The following is a 19574-nucleotide window of genomic DNA, read 5'->3' on the forward strand; positions in this document are numbered from 1 at the left end:
ATCGAGATGCGTGCCGTCACCCCGGTGACTACCGTCGTCAGATGGATCTGCACACCGTCGGTCACGTGTGGGCGCCCTCGCACCGGGACGAGTTGTGGCCGATGCGGGCCGGCGATGCGGTCTTGGCCGGCGGCACCTGGTTGTTCTCCGAGCCCCAGCCCCACCTGCGGCGGCTGATCGACCTGACTGGATTGCACTGGCCCGCTGTGGCGATCGACGATGACGGCATCCGGCTCGCCGCGACCTGCACTCTCACCGAGGTCTCGGCGCTGTCGGCGCGGTTGCGCGCCGAGCGTCCGGCTTGGGTGGCCGCGCCGCTGCTGCATCGGTGCTGTGCGGCGCTGCTGGCCTCGCCGAAGATCTGGCACACCGCGACCGTCGGCGGGAACATCTGCCTGTCACTGCCGGCGGGGGCGATGATCTCGATGGCGACCGCGCTGGACGGCCGGCTCGGTATCTGGCGAGCTGACGGTCGCGACGCCGTGACGCCGGTCGAGCGTTTCGTCACGGGAGACCGCACCAACGCCCTGGGGCCGACCGACATCGTTCGGGAACTCCTGCTTCCGGCGGCCGCGCTGCGGGGGCAGGTGGCGATGCGCAAGCTGGCCCCGTCGGCGCTGGGCCGGTCGGCGGCGGTGGTGATCGGGCGCCGCGACCAGCCGGCCGACGGTGGCGGGTTCGTGCTATCGGTGACGGCGTCCACGGTGCGGCCCTACGTGTTCCGCTTCCCGGCTCCGCCGAGCGCCGACGACGTCCGGGCCGCTCACGACACGATTCCCGACAACGCGTGGACCGACGACGCCCATGGCGACCCGGACTGGCGGCGGGCCATGACGCTGCTGCTCGCCGGACAGGTGTGCCGGGAGCTCTCATGAGTTGCACCGTCAACGGCACGCCGCTGCCCGGGCCGCCCCGCCCGGGACAGTGCCTGCGGACCTATCTGCGCGACCACGGCCACGTCGAGGTCAAAAAGGGTTGTGACGCGGGTGATTGCGGCGCGTGCGCGGTCCTGGTCGACGGGGTGGCGGTGCATTCCTGCGTCTATCCGGCGATGCGTGCCGACGGCCGCGCCGTGACCACCGTCGCCGGCCTCGGTACCCCGGAGGATCTGCATCCCGTGCAGCGCCGATTCCTCGACGCCGCCGGGTTCCAGTGTGGCTTCTGCACCGCCGGAATGATCACCACGGCGGCGGCACTGACCGACGAGCAACTCGCCGACCTGCCACAGCACCTCAAGGGCAACCTGTGCCGCTGCACCGGATATCGCGCGATCACCGACGCGCTCGAGGGCACCGTGAACGTGGACAAGCCGACGGGACCGTCGGGTATCGGCCGCTCGGTCGGCGCACCGGCCGCGGTACGGGTGGTGACCGGCACCGAGGCGTACACCATGGACGAAGCACCGCCGGGCCTGCTGCAGCTGGCTGTCCTGAAAAGCTCTGTACCCCATGGCCGAATCCGTTCGATCGACACCGGTGCCGCGGAGATCATCGAGGGGGTGCGCCTGATCCTGACCTACCGCGACAGTCCGTCGGTGCGGTACTCCACCGCCCGGCACGAGAGTCGGCTCGACGATCCGGACGACACCGTGGTCTTCGACCGCACGGTGCGATTCGTCGGACAGCGGGTGGCCGCCGTGGTCGCCGACACCGTGGCGATCGCCGAAGCCGCGTGCCGGGCGATCGCCGTGGAGTACGAGCAGCTGCCCGCGGTGCTCGATCCGCGAGCAGCGCGTGCGCCGGGTGCGGTGGCGCTACACGGGGACAAGGACGCCGACGAGGCCCGGATCGCCGATCCGGCGCGCAACCTCGTCGCCGAGGTGCACGGCGGCGCGGGTGATCTCGACGCCGGGGTGGCGGCCGCGACAACTGCCGGCGGGACGGTGGTGCGCCGTCGGTACCGCACCCAGCGGGTGCAGCACGCCCATCTGGAGACCCATGGATGCACGGGGTGGCACGACGCCGACGGCCGGCTGGTGATCCGGACGAGTTCTCAGGTGCCGTTTCTGGTGCGCGACGAGCTGTGCCACATCTTCGGGCTCGACCCGGCTCGGGTGCGGGTGCTGACCGCCCGGGTGGGCGGCGGTTTCGGCGCCAAACAGGAGATGCTGACCGAGGATGTGGTGGCGCTGGCGGTGCTTCGTCTCGGCGTGCCGGTGCGCTACGAGTTCAGCCGCTCCGACCAGTTCACGTCGGCACCGTGCCGACACCCGTTCGAGGTGGACGTGACCGTCGCTGCGGGTCCCGACGGTGTGTTGACCGCCCTGGGGATCGACGTCCTCGCCGATGCGGGTGCATACGGCAACCACAGCGCCGGGGTGATGTTCCACGGCTGTAGCGAGTCCGTGTCGGTGTACCGCGTGCCGAACAAGCGAGTCGACGCGCAGGCGGTGTACACCAACAACATTCCCTCGGGAGCGTTCCGCGGCTACGGGTTGGGACAGGTCGGGTTCGCGATCGAGTCGGCGCTCGACGAACTGGCGCTGCGCCTCGACCTGGATCCGTTCGAGCTGCGGCGGCGCAACGTGGTGACTCCCGGCGACCCGTTCATCGATTTTCACGCCGATCACGACGATCTGATGTTCGGCAGCTACGGCCTCGACCAATGCCTGGACCTGGTGCAGAACGCCTTGCGATCGGGCGGCGGCCGGGCGGCTCCCGAAGGTCCGCAGTGGCGGGTCGGCGAGGGCATGGCCCTGTCGATGATCGCGACGCTCCCCCCGCGCGGTCATTTCGCCGACGCATCGGTGACGGTGTCCGCCGCGGGGGTGTACACGATCAGCGTGGGCACCGCGGAGTTCGGCAACGGCACCTCGACGGTGCACATCCAACTGGCCGCCACCGAATTCAACACCACCGCTGAGCGCGTGACCCTGCGCCAATCCGACACCGACGCAGCCGGTCACGACACCGGCGCATACGGGTCGGCGGGCACCGTGGTGGCCGGCCGGGCGGTGGCGGCGGCCTGCCGCTCGCTGCGCGGGCAGATCCTGAGGGCGGCAGCGGAGCTGACCGGCACACCCGTGGTGGCGTGCTCGCTGGGTCCGCAGGGCGTCCAGTGCGGCGATCGGTTCGTTGACTTCGCGGTGTTGCCCACCGGCCTGGTCGGCCACGGCCACCATGACGGCGCACCGCGGTCGGTGGCGTTCAACGTGCAGGGGTTCCGGGTGGCGGTGGACACCGAGACCGGCCGAGTACTGATCCTGCAGTCGGTGCACGCCGCCGACGCCGGTGTGCTGATCAATCCCGAACAGTGCCGCGGCCAGGTGGAAGGCGGTGTGGCCCAGGGCATCGGCTCGGCGCTCTACGAGCAGATCCTGATCGCGGACGACGGGGCGGTCCGCACCCACGACTTCCGCAACTATCACATCCCACAGCTGGCCGACGTCCCCGTCACCGAGGTGTACTTCGCCGACACCTATGACGAGCTCGGACCACGCGGAGCCAAGTCGATGAGCGAAGCGCCCTACAACCCGGTGGCGCCCGCGCTGGCCAACGCCATCGCCCGGGCCTGCGGCGCGCGACTCGGTGAGCTACCGATGACGCCCGCGCGAGTGTGGCGCGCGCTGCAGCGCCACGACGGTGATTCGGCCCGGTCGCCGAGAGGTGCCTGACACTTGTTTCGGACGGCGACCGAACCGTCCAGAGCCCGCGACGCGGTCAACGGATCCGCTGCGGCCGCGCTGCTCGCCGCCCGAATCGCCGTCAGGCGCGCAGCAACCCTCGGTTCACCGAACATGTCGGACACCTCACCTACGATCCGGCCATGCCGTGGAGCAGCTTGCGCATCAAACTGCTGCTGGTGGTCGGCGTGGCCGCCGCCCTGACCGCCTATCTCACGGGCGCTTCCGCACCGACCTGCATCGCCGCGGCCGTCGCCGCACCGCTGTTGACCGCAGCCACTCCCCGCTTCGTCCGCGGCGTGATCGCCGGGGCGACCACGCCGAGGGCACCCACGGCCGACATGTCGGGTACCGAATTCGAGGACTACATCGCCGGCATCGCCCGCTCCTGCGGTGTGCCGGTGATCATGACCCCGTTGACCGGGGACTGGGGTGTGGACATCATCGTCGGCACCCGCCCCAATCGTCTTGCGGTGCAGTGCAAGCGACAGGCGCGTCCGGTCGGCGCCGGCGCCGTCCAGGAGGTGGTGGCCGGCGCGCCGATGCAGGACTGCGCCAAGACCATGGTGGTGACCGACAACGACTTCACCCCTGCCGCACGCCGGCTCGCCGAGCATCACGGCTGTGAACTGATCGGCCGCGACGAACTACCCCGCCTCCGGTCGACCATCAGGCGGCTGACGGTCAGCGCATCGCCGTGAGCACATCGCGCACCGCGGCCACCGCCGCGTCGATCTCGTCGCGCGACACCGTCAGCGCCGGACGAAAGCGCACCGACTCGGCGCCGCTGGCGAGCATGATGACGTGGCGCTCCCACAGCCGGCGAATCACGGTGTCCCGCTCGGCCGCCGAGGGCAGGCTGAAGGCGCACATCAATCCCCGCCCCCGCACATCGAGCACCGTCGCCGGGAATTCGGCGGCCAATTCGTCCAGACGGTCGAGCAGATATGCGCCCATCTCCTGCGCGCGGGTCATCAGCTGGTCGGCTTCGATCACCTCGAGGATCCGGCGGGCCCGCACCATATCGGTGAGATTGCCGCCCCACGTGGAATTGATCCGCGAACTCACGGTGAAGACGTTGTCGGCGATCTCGTCGACACGACGTCCGGCCATCACACCGCACACCTGGGTCTTCTTCCCGAACGCCACGATATCGGGCGAGACACCGAGTTGCTGGTACGCCCAGGGCGTTCCGGTCATCCCGCACCCGGTCTGCACCTCGTCGAAGATCAGCAGCGCGTCGAACTCATCGCACAGCTTCCGCATGGCGGCGAAGAACTCCGGCCGGAAGTGCCGGTCGCCACCTTCGCCCTGGATCGGCTCGGCGATGAAACAGGCGATGTCGTCCCGATACGCCTCGAACGCCGCCCTGGCCTGCCGCAGCGACTCCGCCTCGAGTGCGGCCATATCGGCGCCGTGCCGCAGATATGGTGCGTCGATTCGTGGCCAGTCGAACCGGGGGAAGCGGGCCACCTTGTTGGGGTCGGTGTTGGTCAGCGACAGCGTGTAGCCGCTACGTCCGTGGAACGCGCCGCGCAGGTGCATCACCCGGGTGCCGAGATCGGGGCTGCGACCGGCCGCCTCGTGGCGCCGACTCTTCCAGTCGAATGCCACCTTGAGCGCATTCTCGACGGCCAGCGCACCCCCGTCGACGAAGAACAGATGCGGCAACGCGGGGTCACCGAGGACGCGCGCGAACGTGTCCACGAAGCGTGCCATCGGCACCGAGTAGACGTCGGAGTTGCTCGGCTTGTTAACCGCGACGCCCGCCAATTCGTCGCGCAGCGCTGCATCGCCAGCCAGTGCGGGATGGTTCATGCCCAATGCCGAGGAGGCGAAGAAGGTGAACATGTCGAGGTACCGCTCGCCGGTGCGCGCGTCGACGAGATACGAGCCCGACGACCGATCCAGATCCAGCACCAGATCCAGCCCGTCGGCGAGGATGCTGCGCGACAACACCGGGTGGACATCGTGCGCCTCGATCAGACGGTCGGCGGGGCGGGCGAGCAGTTCGGTCATGTCCCGATATTAACGTAATTTTTATTGCTCAGCACCTCTGAAGCCGGATAAGTTCCTAACATCGGCGCCGCGTGGCTGTAACCTTCGCAGGGTAGACAGGAGGGATGCTCCGAGTGCCCGGCCTCGCCGTGATGACTGCACCGCTGCGCGTCGCCGAAAGCGTCACCCGAACCGCGGCCGCCGTCGCGCTGGAGGCACTGGGTGGCCCGCCCGCCCGCCGCTGCCAGGCCGTGGGCAACCGCTGCTGGGTGGAGGTCCGCGGTCTGACGGGCGAACGCGCCGACGCGATCACCGCCGAGGTGGTGCGCACCGTCAAAGAGCTCGACGGGGTGCGGTCGGTCGCGTTGAACACCACGGTCGCGCGCATCGTGATCACCGTGGACGCCGACGGCCCATCCCTGCCCGACCTGCTGCGCGCGGTGGACTCTGCCGAACGCCGGGTGGACGCGCGCGCCCGCCGCGCTGCGCCGATCAATCTGCCCGGCGATGATGCGGTGCTGGTCGCGCGGACTGCGGGCGCCGTGGTCGCGGTGGCCGGTCTGGGCGTGTCGCTGGCCGGCAGCGCGCTACGACTGCGCGGCCTGCCCGGTGTCGTGTCGGCGCCGGCCACGGTGGTCGACCACACTCCGGCGCTGCGCCGACTGGTCGCCGACCGGCTCGGCCCCGACGGCACCGATCTCGTCTTCGCCGTCGCGCACGCCACCAACGCCGCTCTGACCCTGTCGCCGGTGTCCGCCGCGGCGGAGGCCGCCCAGCGCACGATGTTGGCCGCCGAGGCGTGGAACGATCGAATGGCCTGGCGCAGGAAAGAACCTGCTCTCTCTCGACAGGCCGACGACGACCGCCCGCCCGCCCAGCGGGTCGCGCCTGGCGAGGGTCGCGCCGAACACTGGGCGAACCGCTCCGCCGCGATCGGCGTCGGGGTGGGTGCCGCCCTCGGTCTACTGTCGGGCGACGTCGAGACCGCCGGTGCCGCAGCGTCTCTCGCCGCACCGAAGGCCGTCCGCACGACCCGCGAGGCCTTCGCCTACGCGATGAGCCGAGGCCTCACCTCCCGTCACGATGCGCTGGTGCTGCACCCCCGTGCCCTGCGCACCCTGGACCGGGTCGACACCGTGGTCATCGATCCCCGGGTGCTGCACACCGATGAGCTGATGGTGAGCCGGGTCCGCGGACTGACGAACTCCCATCGCAGCCGCGCCTGGCAGGCCGCCCGTACGGCGCTGGCCGAGGGACGGCTGACGGCCGGCTGGCATCCGATCGCCGACATCCCCGGGGCCGCCGGATCGGAGCCGGGCTCGAATCAAGGTGAGGTGCTCGTCAGCCACGTGCGCGATCCCTTCGCCACCGCAGTGGTCGCGGAGGCCCGGCGCGCCCGACCGCGCATGGTGTCGGTGGCCGATGACGGGTTGCGTTCACTTGCCCAGGGTTTCGACCACCTCCAGCTCGTCGGTGAGTCCACCGACGATGCGCTCGCCGAGGCGGTGGCTACCGCCAAGGCAGACGGCGCCACAGTCGCCCTGATCACCACCGCCGACATGACGACGCCGCACGCCGCCGACGTCACCGTCGGGCTGCTGCGCCCCGGTAAGCGGCCGCCCTGGAGCGCCGACCTGCTGCTCAGCGATCTGAGCGGGGTGTGGCGGGTGCTGCACGCCTTGCCCGCGGCACGCGCCGCGAGCGACAAGGGTATGGAGCTGTCGCTGTCCGGGGCGACCCTCGGCGCGCTGATGCTCATCCCCGGTGTGCCCGGCAACGGTTCGGTGTCGGTCGCGGCCAGCGCCATCGCGGGTCTGGTCTCCGGCGCCGCCGCGGGTCGACGGGTGCTTCGCGATCCGCTCCCCGAGGCCGAACCCGGACACGATTGGCATGCCTTGCCGGCCGACGAGGTGGCCCACCTGCTCCCTCGCCGCACCGACGTGGAAGCGGTTGCGGTGCACCGCACTCCGATACCGCCCGCACTGAGTCGAGCGGTCCTCGGCAGCTGGTCCTATGCGCGGGATTTCGTCGGGGAGATGCGGGCCAATCTCTCCGATCCGCTCACCCCGATCCTGCTCACCGGCGCCATGGCCAGCGCTCTGCTCGGATCGCCGTTCGACGCCGCCCTGGTGGGCAGTGTGCTGATCGGCAATGCGGCGCTGTCGGCCGAGCAGCAACTGCACGCCGAAAGCATTTTGCGTCGCCTGCTGGCGGTCCAGGATCCATTGGCCCGCCGGTTGCGTGCGGACGGTGGCGGTGACGAGGAGCTGCGCGCCAACCGGCTGCGGCTCGGCGATCTGATCGAGGTGCGCTCGGGGGAGGTCGTTCCGGCCGATGCGCGCCTCATCGAGACCTCCAACCTCGAGGTCGACGAATCCTCGCTGACCGGTGAATCGCTGCCCGTCGCCAAGGACACCGAACCCAGTCCGGGCGCGCCGCCGGCTGAACGCACCTGCATGCTCTACGCCGGGTCGACGGTCGTGGCGGGTTCTGCCGTGGGGATCGTCACCGCGGTGGGATCGGGGTCGGAGATGAAGCGGGCGATGGCCATGGCGCCTTCGCGATCCCGCGAGATCGGGCTGCAGGCACAGCTGCGCCGCATCACCGGACGCGCGCTGCCGTGGAGCGTCGGTGGCGGCGCCCTGGTCGGCGCCCTCAGCCTGATGCGCCTTACACCGCTGCGTGAGTCGGTGTCCAGTGCCGTCGGAGTCATCGTCGCGGCCGTGCCCGAGGGGCTGCCGCTCGTGGCTACGCTCGCGCAGCTGGCGGCTGCGCGCCGCCTGTCCGGCGAATCGGTACTCATCCGCAACCCCCACTCTGTCGAGGCGCTGGCCCGCGTCCAGGTGGTTTGTTTCGACAAGACCGGGACGCTGAGCGAAAACCGGTTACAGGTCAAGGCGTTACGCCCGGTCGAGGGCAGGGCCGAGTCCGAGGTGCTGGCGGCCGCCCTCAGCACCATCGTGGTCAAGGACGGTCAGCGCACCGACCACGCCACCGACGACGCCATTCTGCGCGCCGCTGAGCGCACGGACATCGCGGCCCCCGACGCGGTGCTTCCGTTCCAGTCCGGCCGACCCTTCGCCGCTGCGCTGACCGGTACCAGGCTGACCATCAAGGGCGCACCGGAACGGATCTCCGCGGCGCTGGCCGACGGAGCCGAGGCGCTCTCGGGCCTGTTCGACGAAATGACCGCCGGTGGTCTGCGGGTGCTCGCGGTGGCCGAACGCGACGTCGACGCCGCGACGGCGCGGGTGGCGGCCCGCGACCCGCAGGTGCTCGAACGACTGTGCCGCAGCGACCTGCGCCCGGTCGGAGCTGTCGGACTCGCCGACACGCTGCGCCCCGCGGCGGCTGACCTGCTGGCAGCCCTGGGCGACAAGGGAATCGGGGTGCGACTCATCACCGGCGACCATCCGGTGACCGCATCGGTGGTCGCGGCGGATCTGGGCCTCGAGGTGACCTCGGAGCGGGTGGTGACCGGTGACGAATGGGAGAACATGTCCGCCGACGCGCGGGCACATGCGGTGTCGGAATGCCTGGTGTTCGCCCGGATGACTCCCGAGCACAAGATCGACGTGGTGCAGGCGCTCGAGTCCAACGGTGTGGTCACCGCCATGGTGGGTGACGGGGCGAACGACGCCGCGGCGATCCGGGCGGCCAGCGTCGGAATCGGCGTCGCTGCCGGGGCGAGCGATCCGGCGCGCACGGCCGCCGATGTGATGCTGCTCGATGGCCACATCGAAGCGCTGCTGGACGCCATCGACGAGGGCAATCAGCTGTGGCGGCGGGTGCAGTCCGCGGTGTCGGTGCTGTTGGGCGGAAACGCCGGTGAAGTGTGCTTCGCTCTCATCACCAGCCTGCTGACCGGCCGCTCGGTGCTCAACGCGCGGCAGATGCTGCTGGTCAACATGCTCACCGACGCGCTGCCGGCCGCCGCGCTCGCGGTCAGCCCGCAGACCGACAACGGTGCGGCCGACCGCGACGAGTCGGCCATGTGGCGGTCGATCGCGATCCGCGGTGCGGCCACCACCACCGGCGCAACGGCGGCCTGGGCCATGGCGAGCGTGACGGGAACGCCGCGCCGGGCCGCCACCGCGGCGCTGATCGGACTGGTGTCGACGCAGATGCTGCAGACGCTGATCGATTCGCACGGACCGCTGGTGGTCGCCACCAACATCGGCACCTTCGCGACGATGATCGGCATCGTCAGCACCCCGGGCGTCAGCCAGCTGTTCGGGTGCACTCCGGTCGGGCCGGTGGCGTGGGGGCAGGCCTTCCTCGCCGCCGCGGGAGCGACCGCCGCCTCGGCGGTTGCGCCCGCGGTTCTGGCGCGGCTCACCGGGCTGGGGTCAGTCCTCCACGATGACGACGACGCCGGCGCGGACGAGAACGGCGTAGATCTCCCGGATCGGCGGGGTGAGGATTCGCACGGCTTCGCCGAGCAACGCGTCCTGACCAAGGCCGACAAGTAGCTTCGCCATGGTCCTCGACGCTAGGCGCGGCGGGCGAACGGGAGGTGAAAGACACGTGGCCGGAGTCTCATCAGCGAATGACCGTTACGCCGGTGCTGATTCCCATCCACCCCGGATCAAGCCGGAAATATTACGGCACATGCTGCCTTGACTCGTAAAAAGTCTGTAGGATGATGGTGCTTCGCGTGCGGACGTTGGCCGCGGTGCGGATCTCCTGCAACAGATCCTCCAGCGCCCTCGCCGACCCGACGCGCACGAGCAGCACGTAGCTCTCGTCACCGGCCACCGAATGGCAGGACTCGATGGCCGCTATGTGCTGCAACCGCGCCGGAGCATCATCGGGTTGCGACGGATCGAGAGGGGTGATGGCCACGAACGCCGACAGCTGGTGGCCCACGGCTTCCGGGGCGAGCCGGGCCTGGTACCCGGTGATCACCCCCCGGGCCTCGAGTCGGCGCACCCGGGACTGCACCGCCGACACCGACAGCCCCGCGCTGGCCGCCAGGTGCGCCAGCGTCGCACGGCCGTCGGTCACCAGTTCGCGCGCCAGGATCCGGTCGATGGCATCGAGCTGCGCAGGCGCGTGCGGGTGCTCGTCGGGTTCACCCATTGCCGCACTGTATCCCCACCCGCTTCACGAGGAGGCAACGACATGACCACCGACATGACCACCGACCCTGCCACCCAGACGTCCGCGCTCCCGACCGTCGATACGCTGCGCCACCGCGCCCGCGCGGCGCTCGAGGCGATCGGCGCCCCTACTGAACTCGGCCGGCCGGGTGAGCCGGGACTGCAGGCCAGCACCCCGATCACCGGCGAGGTGCTGTTCACCGTCCCCGGCAACGACGGCACCCAGACCGACGCGGCGATCGCCGAAGCGGCCCAGGCATTCACGGTCTGGCGGACCACCCCGGCACCGGTACGCGGCGCACTGGTCGCCCGGCTCGGTGAGCTGCTCGTCGCGCACAAGGCCGACCTCGCCACCCTGGTGACCCTCGAGGCGGGCAAGATCACCGCGGAGGCCCTCGGCGAAGTGCAGGAGATGATCGACATCTGCGAATTCGCGGTCGGACTGTCACGCCAGCTGTATGGCAAGACGATCGCCTCCGAACGCCCCGGACACCGACTGATGGAGACCTGGCATCCACTCGGCGTCGTCGGCGTCATCACCGCCTTCAACTTCCCCGTCGCGGTGTGGTCCTGGAACACCGCGATCGCTCTGGTGTGCGGAGACACCGTGGTGTGGAAGCCGTCAGAACTCACGCCGCTCACCGCGTTGGCCTGCCAGGCGCTGATCGAACGGGCCGCCGACGACGTGGGCGCACCCCGCGGCGTGAGCCGACTGGTGCAGGGCGGCCGTGAGGTCGGTGAGGCGCTGGTCGACGATCCCCGGATCGCCCTGCTGTCGGCGACGGGTTCAGTGCGGATGGGCCGGCAGGTCGGGCCCCGGGTCGCGCAGCGATTCGGGAAGGCGCTGCTGGAACTGGGCGGCAACAACGCGGCCATCGTCACGCCCTCGGCCGACCTGGATCTGGCGGTCCGCGCCATCGTGTTCTCGGCGGCCGGCACCGCCGGTCAGCGGTGTACGACCTTGCGCCGACTGATCGTGCACGATTCGATCGCCGACGATCTGGTCGAGCGGATCCGCGGCGCCTACCGCCAGCTGCCCGTCGGAGACCCGGCCGCCGACGGCACCCTGGTCGGCCCGCTTATCCACGAGGCCGCCTACCGCGACATGGTCGCTGCCCTCGACGCGGCGCGCGCCGACGGTGGTGAGGTCTTCGGCGGCGAGCGTCATCTCTACGACGGGGACAGCGGCGACACGTCCTACTACGTCAGCCCGGCGGTGGTGCGGATGCCGGCGCAGACCGCGGTGGTGCACGCCGAGACCTTCGCGCCGATCCTCTACGTCCTGACCTACGACGCCCTGGACGACGCCATTGCGCTGAACAATGCTGTGCCGCAGGGTCTTTCGTCAGCTATTTTCACCCTCGACATCCGGGAGGCGGAGCGCTTCCTGGCCGCCGACGGATCCGACTGCGGCATCGCCAACGTCAACATCGGCACCTCGGGCGCCGAGATCGGTGGTGCATTCGGCGGGGAGAAGGAGACCGGCGGGGGCCGTGAATCCGGGTCCGACGCGTGGCAGGCCTACATGCGACGGGCGACCAACACCGTCAACTATTCGACCGAGCTGCCGCTGGCCCAGGGCGTTCATTTCGGTTAGGGCAGTATCGGTGGAATGCAGATCGACAACAGCGTCGTGGCGATCACCGGCGCGGCCTCGGGTATCGGGCGGTCGCTCGCCGAGGCGTTCGTCGCCGCGGGCGCCAAAGTGGTCCTCGGAGATCTCGACTCCGCCGGCCTGACCGAGACTGCGGACCGCATAGCCGCCGGCGGCGGGGAGGTGCGCGCGCTGCGGGTCGACGCCGCGGCGACGGCCGATCTGGCGGCCATGATCGCCGCCGCCGACCGCGATTTCGGGCCGGTGGACGTGTTCGTCGCCAACGCCGGCATCGTCGGCGGGGCCGGGCTGGGCACCGAGGCCGAGTGGGACCGCATCCTCGACGTCAACCTGCGCGCCCACATCCGCGCGGCGACGCTTTTGTTGCCCCAGTGGCAGCAGCGCGGCCACGGCCACTTCGTCGGCGTCGCCTCGGCGGCCGGTCTGCTGACCCAGATCGGGGCGGCGGGGTACGCGGTCACCAAGCATGCGGCCGTGGGCTTCGCCGAGTGGCTCGCCGTGACCTACGGCGACGACGGCATCGGTGTGACCTGCGTGTGCCCCATGGGTGTCGACACGCCGCTACTCACCTCGATCCGCGAGTCTCCGGACGCCACAGCGCGGGTCGCGGCCAATTCCGTGGTGAGCGCGGGTGCGGTGCTGACTGCCCGCGAGGTGGCTGATCTCACGGTGGCCGCCGTCGCCGACGGCCGCTTCCTGGTGCTGCCCCACCCCGAGGTGCGGGAGATGGCCGTGAGCAAGCTGACCGATCACGACCGCTGGATCGCCGGCATGCGCCGGTACCAGCAGATGTTGCGGGGTTAGCGGCATCCCCTGGGACGCGGCGTACCGGGGCGGCGGCGTAGCGCAGGCGTTCACGGGGTAGCCCGACCGGATGAGCACCCCTGGACTGATCGTCATCGGAAGCGGACCGGCCGGGTTGAGCGCCGCGGCGACGTTTCGCGAGCACAACAGCGACGCACCCATCACCATCCTGACCGACGATCCCGCACTGCCCTATCAGCGGCCGCCGCTGAGCAAGGAGTTCCTGCGCGGTGACGCAGAGGCCGGCGACGCCCGTCTGCAGGAGGCCGCCTGGTTCACCGACCGCGGTATCGACATCGTGATCGGCGAGGTCACCGCGATCGACACCCACGCCCGCCAGGTGAGCGCCGGCGATGAGGTCCACCCCTACCGGTGGCTGGTCATCGCCGCGGGTGCACGCCCGACACCACCCGCCATGCCGGGCGCCGAGCGGGCCCTGCTGTTGCGCTCCCTGGCCCAGGCCCAGCGATTGCGTGACGCCGCGCAGGAGGCGAAGTCGGCGGTGGTGATCGGATCCGGGTTCATCGGCTGTGAGGCGGCGGCGTCCTTGGCGATGCGCGGAATCACCACCACGCTGGTCGCCCACCACGATGTCCCGCAGGCCAAGCGGCTCGGTTCGGAGGCCGGAGAGCGGATCGCCGCGATGATCGGGGACGCGGGCGCCCGCTACCTCGGCGGCTCGGGCGTCGCGGAGATCCTCGACGGCGCGGTGCGATTGGACACCGGCGAGACGATCGAGTGTGACCTCGTGCTCGCGGCGACCGGCGTCACCCCGCAGGCGGCACTGGCCGAGGCGGCGGGTATCGAGACCGGCTACGGTCGGGTGCTGGTGGACAGCGCGATGCGTACCTCCGCCGAGAACGTTTTCGCCGCGGGTGACGTGGCGTGGGCCCACAACGATGCGGCCGGCCGGCGGGTGGCGGTCGAGCACTGGCAGGACGCCGATGATCAGGGTGTCGTCGCGGGGGCGAACGCCGCCGGGCAGACGCAGCGCTGGTCGGCCGTGCCCGGCTTCTGGACCACGATCGGCGAGGAGACGCTCAAGTACCACTCGTGGGGCGACGGCTACGACCGGGCACTGCTGCGCAACCACGACGACGGTTTCACGGTCTGGTACGTGGCGGACGGAGCGGTGGTGGGAGTGTTGACGCACAACGCCGACGACGACTACGACCGGGCCGAACCACTCATCTCGGCCAAGAAGCCGCTGCCGGCCGACGTCGCGGCCTGACGCGTCCGGACTTGTCGGTGGCGCTGGGCATCATGGAGTGATGGCCCGTACGCCGACGTCCACTGACTCCATGTCCCGGTTCAGTCCGCTGACCCGTGAATGGTTCACGGGCACGTTCGTCGAGCCCACACCCGCCCAGGCCCAGGCCTGGTCGGCGATCGCCGACGGTGACAACACCCTGGTGATCGCCCCCACCGGTTCGGGTAAGACGCTCGCGGCATTCCTGTGGGCGATCGACCGGCTGGCGTCCTCGGAACCCCGCCCACCCAAGGCCGGCACCCGGGTGCTCTACGTGTCGCCGCTCAAGGCACTGGCCGTCGACGTCGAACGCAATCTGCGTACCCCGCTGACCGGTATCGCCCGGGTGGCCGAGCGACACGGCGCGACGGCTCCGGCCATCAGCGTCGGCGTCCGGTCCGGGGACACCACACCGGCGCAGCGCCGCGAGATGCTCACCCGTCCCCCCGATGTCCTGATCACCACACCGGAGTCGTTGTTCCTGATGCTGACCTCGGCGGCCCGCGACACCCTGACCGAAGTGCAGACCGTGATCGTGGACGAGGTACACGCCGTCGCGGCCACCAAACGCGGCGCCCACCTCGCGCTGTCGCTGGAGCGCCTCGACCAGTTGTTGGACCGGCCCGCGCAGCGCATCGGGCTGTCGGCGACCGTGCGGCCCGCCGAGGAGGTGGCGCGTTTCCTGTCCGGGCATGCCCCCACCACCATCGTCGCGCCACCCGCCGCCAAGACGTTCGACCTCGCGGTGCAAGTTCCCGTGCCCGATATGGCCGATCTGGAGAACAACACGATCTGGCCCGATGTCGAAGAACAGATCGTCGATCTGATCGAGGCCCACAACAGCTCGATCGTCTTCGCGAACTCCCGGCGGCTGGCCGAGCGTCTGACGTCGCGGCTCAACGAGATCCACGCCGAACGCGCTGGGGTAGAACTGGACGGGCGCAACGGGCAGGTCGGTGGTGGCGCGCCGGCGCAGCTGATGGCCAGCGGACAATCCTTCGGCGCCGCCCCGCTCCTGGCCAAGGCGCACCACGGTTCGGTCAGTAAAGAACAGCGCGCCATCGTCGAGGACGACCTGAAGAGCGGGCGGCTCAAGGCGGTGGTGGCGACGTCGAGCCTGGAACTGGGCATCGACATGGGCGCGGTCGACCTGGTGATCCAGGTCGAGGCGCCGCCATCGGTGGCCAGCGGCCTGCAGCGAGTCGGCCGCGCCGGCCACCAGGTCGGTGAGGTCTCCCAGGGGGTGCTTTTCCCCAAACATCGCACCGACCTGATCGGCTGTGCCGTCACGGTGCAGCGCATGCTGGCCGGGCAGATCGAGACCATGACGGTGCCGGCCAATCCGCTCGACGTGCTGGCCCAGCACACCGTCGCCGCCGCCGCACTCGAACCCCTGGACGCCGACCACTGGTTCGAGGCCGTCCGCCGCTGCGCTCCGTTCGCCACGCTGCCGCGCAGCGCGTTCGAGGCGACGCTCGACCTGCTGTCGGGTAAGTACCCCTCCACCGAGTTCGCCGAGCTCCGGCCTCGGCTGGTCTACGACCGCGACAACGGGACCCTGGCCGGGCGCCCGGGCGCTCAGCGCCTGGCCGTCACCTCGGGCGGCGCGATCCCGGACCGTGGGCTGTTCACGGTGTACCTGGCCACCGACAACGACACCCCCTCGCGGGTCGGCGAACTCGACGAGGAGATGGTCTACGAATCCCGGCCCGGCGACGTCATATCCCTGGGCGCCACCAGTTGGCGAATCACCGAGATCACCCATGACCGGGTCCTGGTCATCCCCGCACCCGGACAACCCGCCCGACTGCCGTTCTGGCGCGGCGACGGCGTGGGGCGGCCCGCCGAACTCGGCGCGGCGGTGGGCAGATTCACCGGCGAACTCGCCGGATTGAATGCCGACACCTTCGCCGAGCGTTGCGCCACAATGGGTTTCAACGACTACGCCACCGAGAACCTGCGGCGGCTGCTCGACGATCAGCGCGAGGCCACCGGCACGGTCCCCACCGACAGCACATTCGTCGTCGAGCGGTTCCGCGACGAACTCGGTGACTGGCGGGTGATCCTGCACTCCCCCTACGGCCTACGGGTGCACGGTCCGCTGGCGCTGGCCGTCGCACGCCGGCTGCGTGAGCGCTACGGCATCGACGAGAAGCCCACCGCCTCCGACGACGGCATCATCGTGCGGCTGCCCGACACCGAGGATGCGGCACCGGGTGCCGAACTGTTCGTCTTCGACGCCGATGAGATCGAGCCGATCGTCACCGCGGAGGTCGGCGGGTCGGCGCTGTTCGCGTCGCGGTTCCGCGAATGTGCGGCCAGGGCGCTGCTGCTGCCGCGGCGTAACCCGGGAAAGCGTTCGCCGCTGTGGCATCAGCGCCAGCGCGCCGCCCAGCTGCTCGACGTCGCCCGCAAATATCCCGACTTCCCGATCGTGCTCGAAGCCGTGCGGGAGTGTCTCCAGGACGTGTACGACGTGCCCGCGCTGGTGGAACTGATGGGCCGGGTGGCGCAGCGGCGGCTGCGGCTCGTCGAGGTGGAGACCACCACCCCGTCCCCCTTCGCGGCGTCCCTGCTGTTCGGTTATGTCGGGGCGTTCATGTACGAGGGCGACAGCCCGCTGGCCGAACGGCGCGCCGCCGCACTGTCGCTGGACACCGTGCTGCTGGCCGAGCTCCTGGGCCGCGTCGAGCTGCGCGAACTGCTCGATCCCGATGTCATCGCGTCCACCTCGCGTCAGCTGCAGCATCTCAGCGAGGACCGGCAGGCCCGTGACGCCGAAGGCGTTGCCGATCTGTTGCGCCTGCTCGGGCCGCTGACCGTCGAGGAGGTCGCCGACCGCTGCACCACGCGCGAGGTCGGCGGCTGGCTGGAGGGTCTGCTCGCCGCCAAGCGCGTACTGACGGTGTCCTATGCCGGCCGCAACTGGTGGGTTCCCATCGAGGACGTCGGGCTCCTGCGCGACGGTGTGGGCATCGCGGTGCCGGTGGGCGTTCCGCTGTCATTCCTCGAGTCGGTGGCCGACCCGCTCGGCGAGCTGATCGGCCGCTACGCGCGCACCCACGGACCGTTCACCACCGGCGACGCCGCGACGCGTTTCGGGCTGGGGCTGCGGGTCACCGCCGACGTGCTCGGGCGGCTGGCGGTCGACGGCCGGGTGGTCCGGGGCGAGTTCACCGATCTTCCCGCCGATTCGGCCGGCGGCGAACAGTGGTGTGACGCCGACGTGCTCAAGATCCTGCGCCGCCGCTCCCTGGCGGCATTGCGGGCGCAGGTGGAGCCGGTCAGTCCGGCGGCCTACGCCCGGTTCCTGCCGTCCTGGCAGCAGGTCGGTTCGGCGCACAGCGCCGGCGTGGACGGACTCGCCTCGGTGATCGACCAGCTCGCCGGGGTGCCGATTCCCGCATCGGCTGTCGAACCGCTGGTGCTCTCCCAGCGGGTGCGCGATTACCAACCGGCCATGCTCGACGAGCTGCTGGCCAGCGGCGAGATCATCTGGTCGGGGGCCGGACCGATCGGCGGCGGGGACGGCTGGATCGTCTTCCACCACGCCGACTCCGCAGCGCTCACCCTGGGCGCCCCCACCGAACTCGACTTCAGCGACACGCACCGCGCCATCACCGAAGCGCTCGCGGGAGGCGGCGCGTATTTCTTCCGGCAACTCGCGACCGGAGACACCGAACAGTTCAAAAGCGCACTGTGGGAATTGATCTGGGCCGGCTGGGTTACCGGTGACACATTCGCGCCGGTGCGGGCCATGCTGTCGGGCAGCAGACGGTCCACCGGGCGACGAGGCGCACCCGCGCACCGGCAGCGGTCACGCGCCCCACGGCTGAGCAGCTACAGCGTCGCCCACGCGCAGACCCGCACCACCGATCCCACGGTGGCGGGCCGCTGGTCGGCGCTGCCGGTCGCCGAACCGGATTCGACGGTGCGCGCGCACTTCACCGCCGAACTGCTGCTGAGCCGCTACGGCGTGCTCACCAAGGGCGCGGTCGCCGCCGAGGGGGTGCCCGGCGGCTTCGCAATGCTCTACAAGGTGCTGACCGCCTTCGAGGACACCGGCCGATGCCAGCGCGGGTACTTCGTCGAATCCCTGGGCGGCGCACAGTTCGCGGTGGCGTCGACGGTGGACCGGCTGCGGACCTACCTCGACGAGGTCGACCCGGAACGCCGCGAGTACCGCGCCGTCGTTCTGGCCGCCGCCGACCCGGCCAACCCGTACGGCGCGGCACTGCCCTGGCCGGCGCGTGCCGCCGATGATGACGAGGTCGCCCACCGGCCGGGGCGAAAGGCCGGGGCGTTGGTGGCGTTGGTCGACGGCGAGCTGGCGTGGTTCCTCGAACGCGGTGGCCGCTCACTGCTCAGCTTCACCTCTGATGCCGAGGCGAATTCGGCGGCGGGTGCGGCGCTGGCCGACCTGGTGTCCGCGGGGCGGGTGCAAGCTCTGCTGGTCGAGAAGATCAACGGTGTCTCGGTGCTCGAGCCGGGTGCGGGCGGCGTGCGGGCTCTCGCGCAGGAGGCGCTGACGGCCGCGGGGTTCACCCGCACACCGCGTGGGCTACGGCTGCGCTGAGTCCGGCCCTGTCTGTTCGCCGGGCGCACCGGCCAGCACGGCCGCCGCGGCCTGCTCGAGCTGATGAACAGTGGCCCGGTCCATCGGGAGCACCGTGACCTCGAGCGCATGACGCAGCGTCTGCGATACGTGAAACTGATTGGCCGGTGAGGCGATCACCATGACCACGCCGCTTCCCGTCCGAAGGGCCCGCCCGACCTCGCGTTCCAATTCGACCTTCAGTTCGTGTTCGGCGAACGAGGCGATCAACGCGGCCGACGCCGCGCCGACGACCACCGCGGGCAGCAGCGGCGGGATCAGCGCACCGAAAAGCACACCGACTCCGGCGCCCATGCCCGCGGCCGCGCGGCGGTGTCGATTCACCGCATGGGTAACCACCGGCTGCCCGTCCGCGTCCCGGGCGACCAACGCGGCGGCTCGCACTTCCACTCCCCGATGTTTGATCCGCGCGTCGAGATCCGTGAAGTCCGACCGGGCTTGCTCCAGGTCGCGGTATCCGGCCACCAGCAGGATCGCATGAGGTTCGTCGACGCACTCCTCGAGTCGCATACCGTCCACGGTGGCTGGCGGCTCGCTCTTCGAACCAGAACCGAAAGTCCCCAGCGGCG

11 protein-coding genes are annotated in these 19574 nt (G+C 70.5%); 8 read left to right on the plus strand and 3 right to left on the minus strand.

The genetic code is table 11. The annotated features are described in order from the left end of the window. Positions 1–41 precede the first annotated feature (41 nt). The 3 genes from ACN27E_RS11380 to ACN27E_RS11390 all read left to right on the plus strand — a co-directional run bounded on the left by ACN27E_RS11380 (position 42) and on the right by ACN27E_RS11390 (position 4323). On the plus strand, positions 42–875 hold the full coding sequence (locus tag ACN27E_RS11380) for an FAD binding domain-containing protein (RefSeq protein ID WP_422749124.1): 834 nt from the start codon (positions 42–44) through the stop codon (positions 873–875). Next, the gene (locus tag ACN27E_RS11385) at positions 872–3613 is read left to right on the plus strand and encodes a molybdopterin-dependent oxidoreductase (protein WP_422749126.1); all 2742 of its coding nucleotides are present in this window, start codon (positions 872–874) and stop codon (positions 3611–3613) included. The genes ACN27E_RS11380 and ACN27E_RS11385 overlap by 4 nt, the downstream gene beginning before the upstream one ends. 152 nt (positions 3614–3765) lie before the next feature. Beyond that, complete coding sequence (locus tag ACN27E_RS11390) at positions 3766–4323, plus strand: restriction endonuclease (protein WP_422749127.1); 558 nt, start codon at positions 3766–3768, stop codon at positions 4321–4323. Here the strand turns inward: ACN27E_RS11390 and lat are convergent. Continuing rightward, entirely contained in the window at positions 4307–5641 is a 1335-nt protein-coding gene (gene lat / locus ACN27E_RS11395) for an L-lysine 6-transaminase (protein WP_422749128.1), read from the minus strand. The two genes, ACN27E_RS11390 and lat, sit on opposite strands and share 17 nt — an antisense overlap. A 104-nt stretch (positions 5642–5745) precedes the next feature. Between lat and ACN27E_RS11400 the strand changes: the two genes are divergently transcribed. Then, on the plus strand, positions 5746–10092 hold the full coding sequence (locus ACN27E_RS11400; RefSeq protein ID WP_422749130.1) for an HAD-IC family P-type ATPase: 4347 nt from the start codon (positions 5746–5748) through the stop codon (positions 10090–10092). 130 nt (positions 10093–10222) lie between these two features. Here ACN27E_RS11400 and ACN27E_RS11405 read toward each other — a convergent pair whose 3' ends face one another. Continuing rightward, entirely contained in the window at positions 10223–10702 is a 480-nt protein-coding gene (locus ACN27E_RS11405) for an Lrp/AsnC family transcriptional regulator (protein ID WP_422749132.1), read from the minus strand. Between the two features lie 42 nt (positions 10703–10744). On the opposite strand from ACN27E_RS11405, the gene ACN27E_RS11410 reads away from it, so the two are divergent. From ACN27E_RS11410 to ACN27E_RS11425, 4 genes are all read left to right on the plus strand, one after another. Then, positions 10745–12319, plus strand: a complete 1575-nt coding sequence (locus tag ACN27E_RS11410) for an aldehyde dehydrogenase family protein (RefSeq protein ID WP_422749133.1) — start codon at positions 10745–10747, stop codon at positions 12317–12319. Positions 12320–12334: 15 nt separating this feature from the next. Continuing rightward, complete coding sequence (locus ACN27E_RS11415) at positions 12335–13141, plus strand: SDR family oxidoreductase (protein ID WP_422749135.1); 807 nt, start codon at positions 12335–12337, stop codon at positions 13139–13141. 70 nt (positions 13142–13211) lie between these two features. After that, entirely contained in the window at positions 13212–14372 is a 1161-nt protein-coding gene (locus ACN27E_RS11420) for an NAD(P)/FAD-dependent oxidoreductase (protein WP_422749136.1), read from the plus strand. A gap of 40 nt (positions 14373–14412) precedes the next feature. Beyond that, positions 14413–18966 carry an ATP-dependent helicase gene (locus tag ACN27E_RS11425; RefSeq protein WP_422749138.1) on the plus strand — a complete coding sequence of 1518 codons (4554 nt, stop codon included), beginning with the start codon at positions 14413–14415 and terminating at the stop codon, positions 18964–18966. Here the strand turns inward: ACN27E_RS11425 and ACN27E_RS11430 are convergent. After that, on the minus strand, positions 18952–19515 hold the full coding sequence (locus ACN27E_RS11430; protein WP_422749140.1) for a DUF1269 domain-containing protein: 564 nt from the start codon (positions 19513–19515) through the stop codon (positions 18952–18954). The two genes, ACN27E_RS11425 and ACN27E_RS11430, sit on opposite strands and share 15 nt — an antisense overlap. Between the last annotated feature and the right edge of the window lie 59 nt (positions 19516–19574).

The sequence above is a fragment of the Mycobacterium sp. WMMD1722 genome (assembly GCF_049315205.1).
GTDB lineage: Bacteria > Actinomycetota > Actinomycetes > Mycobacteriales > Mycobacteriaceae > Mycobacterium.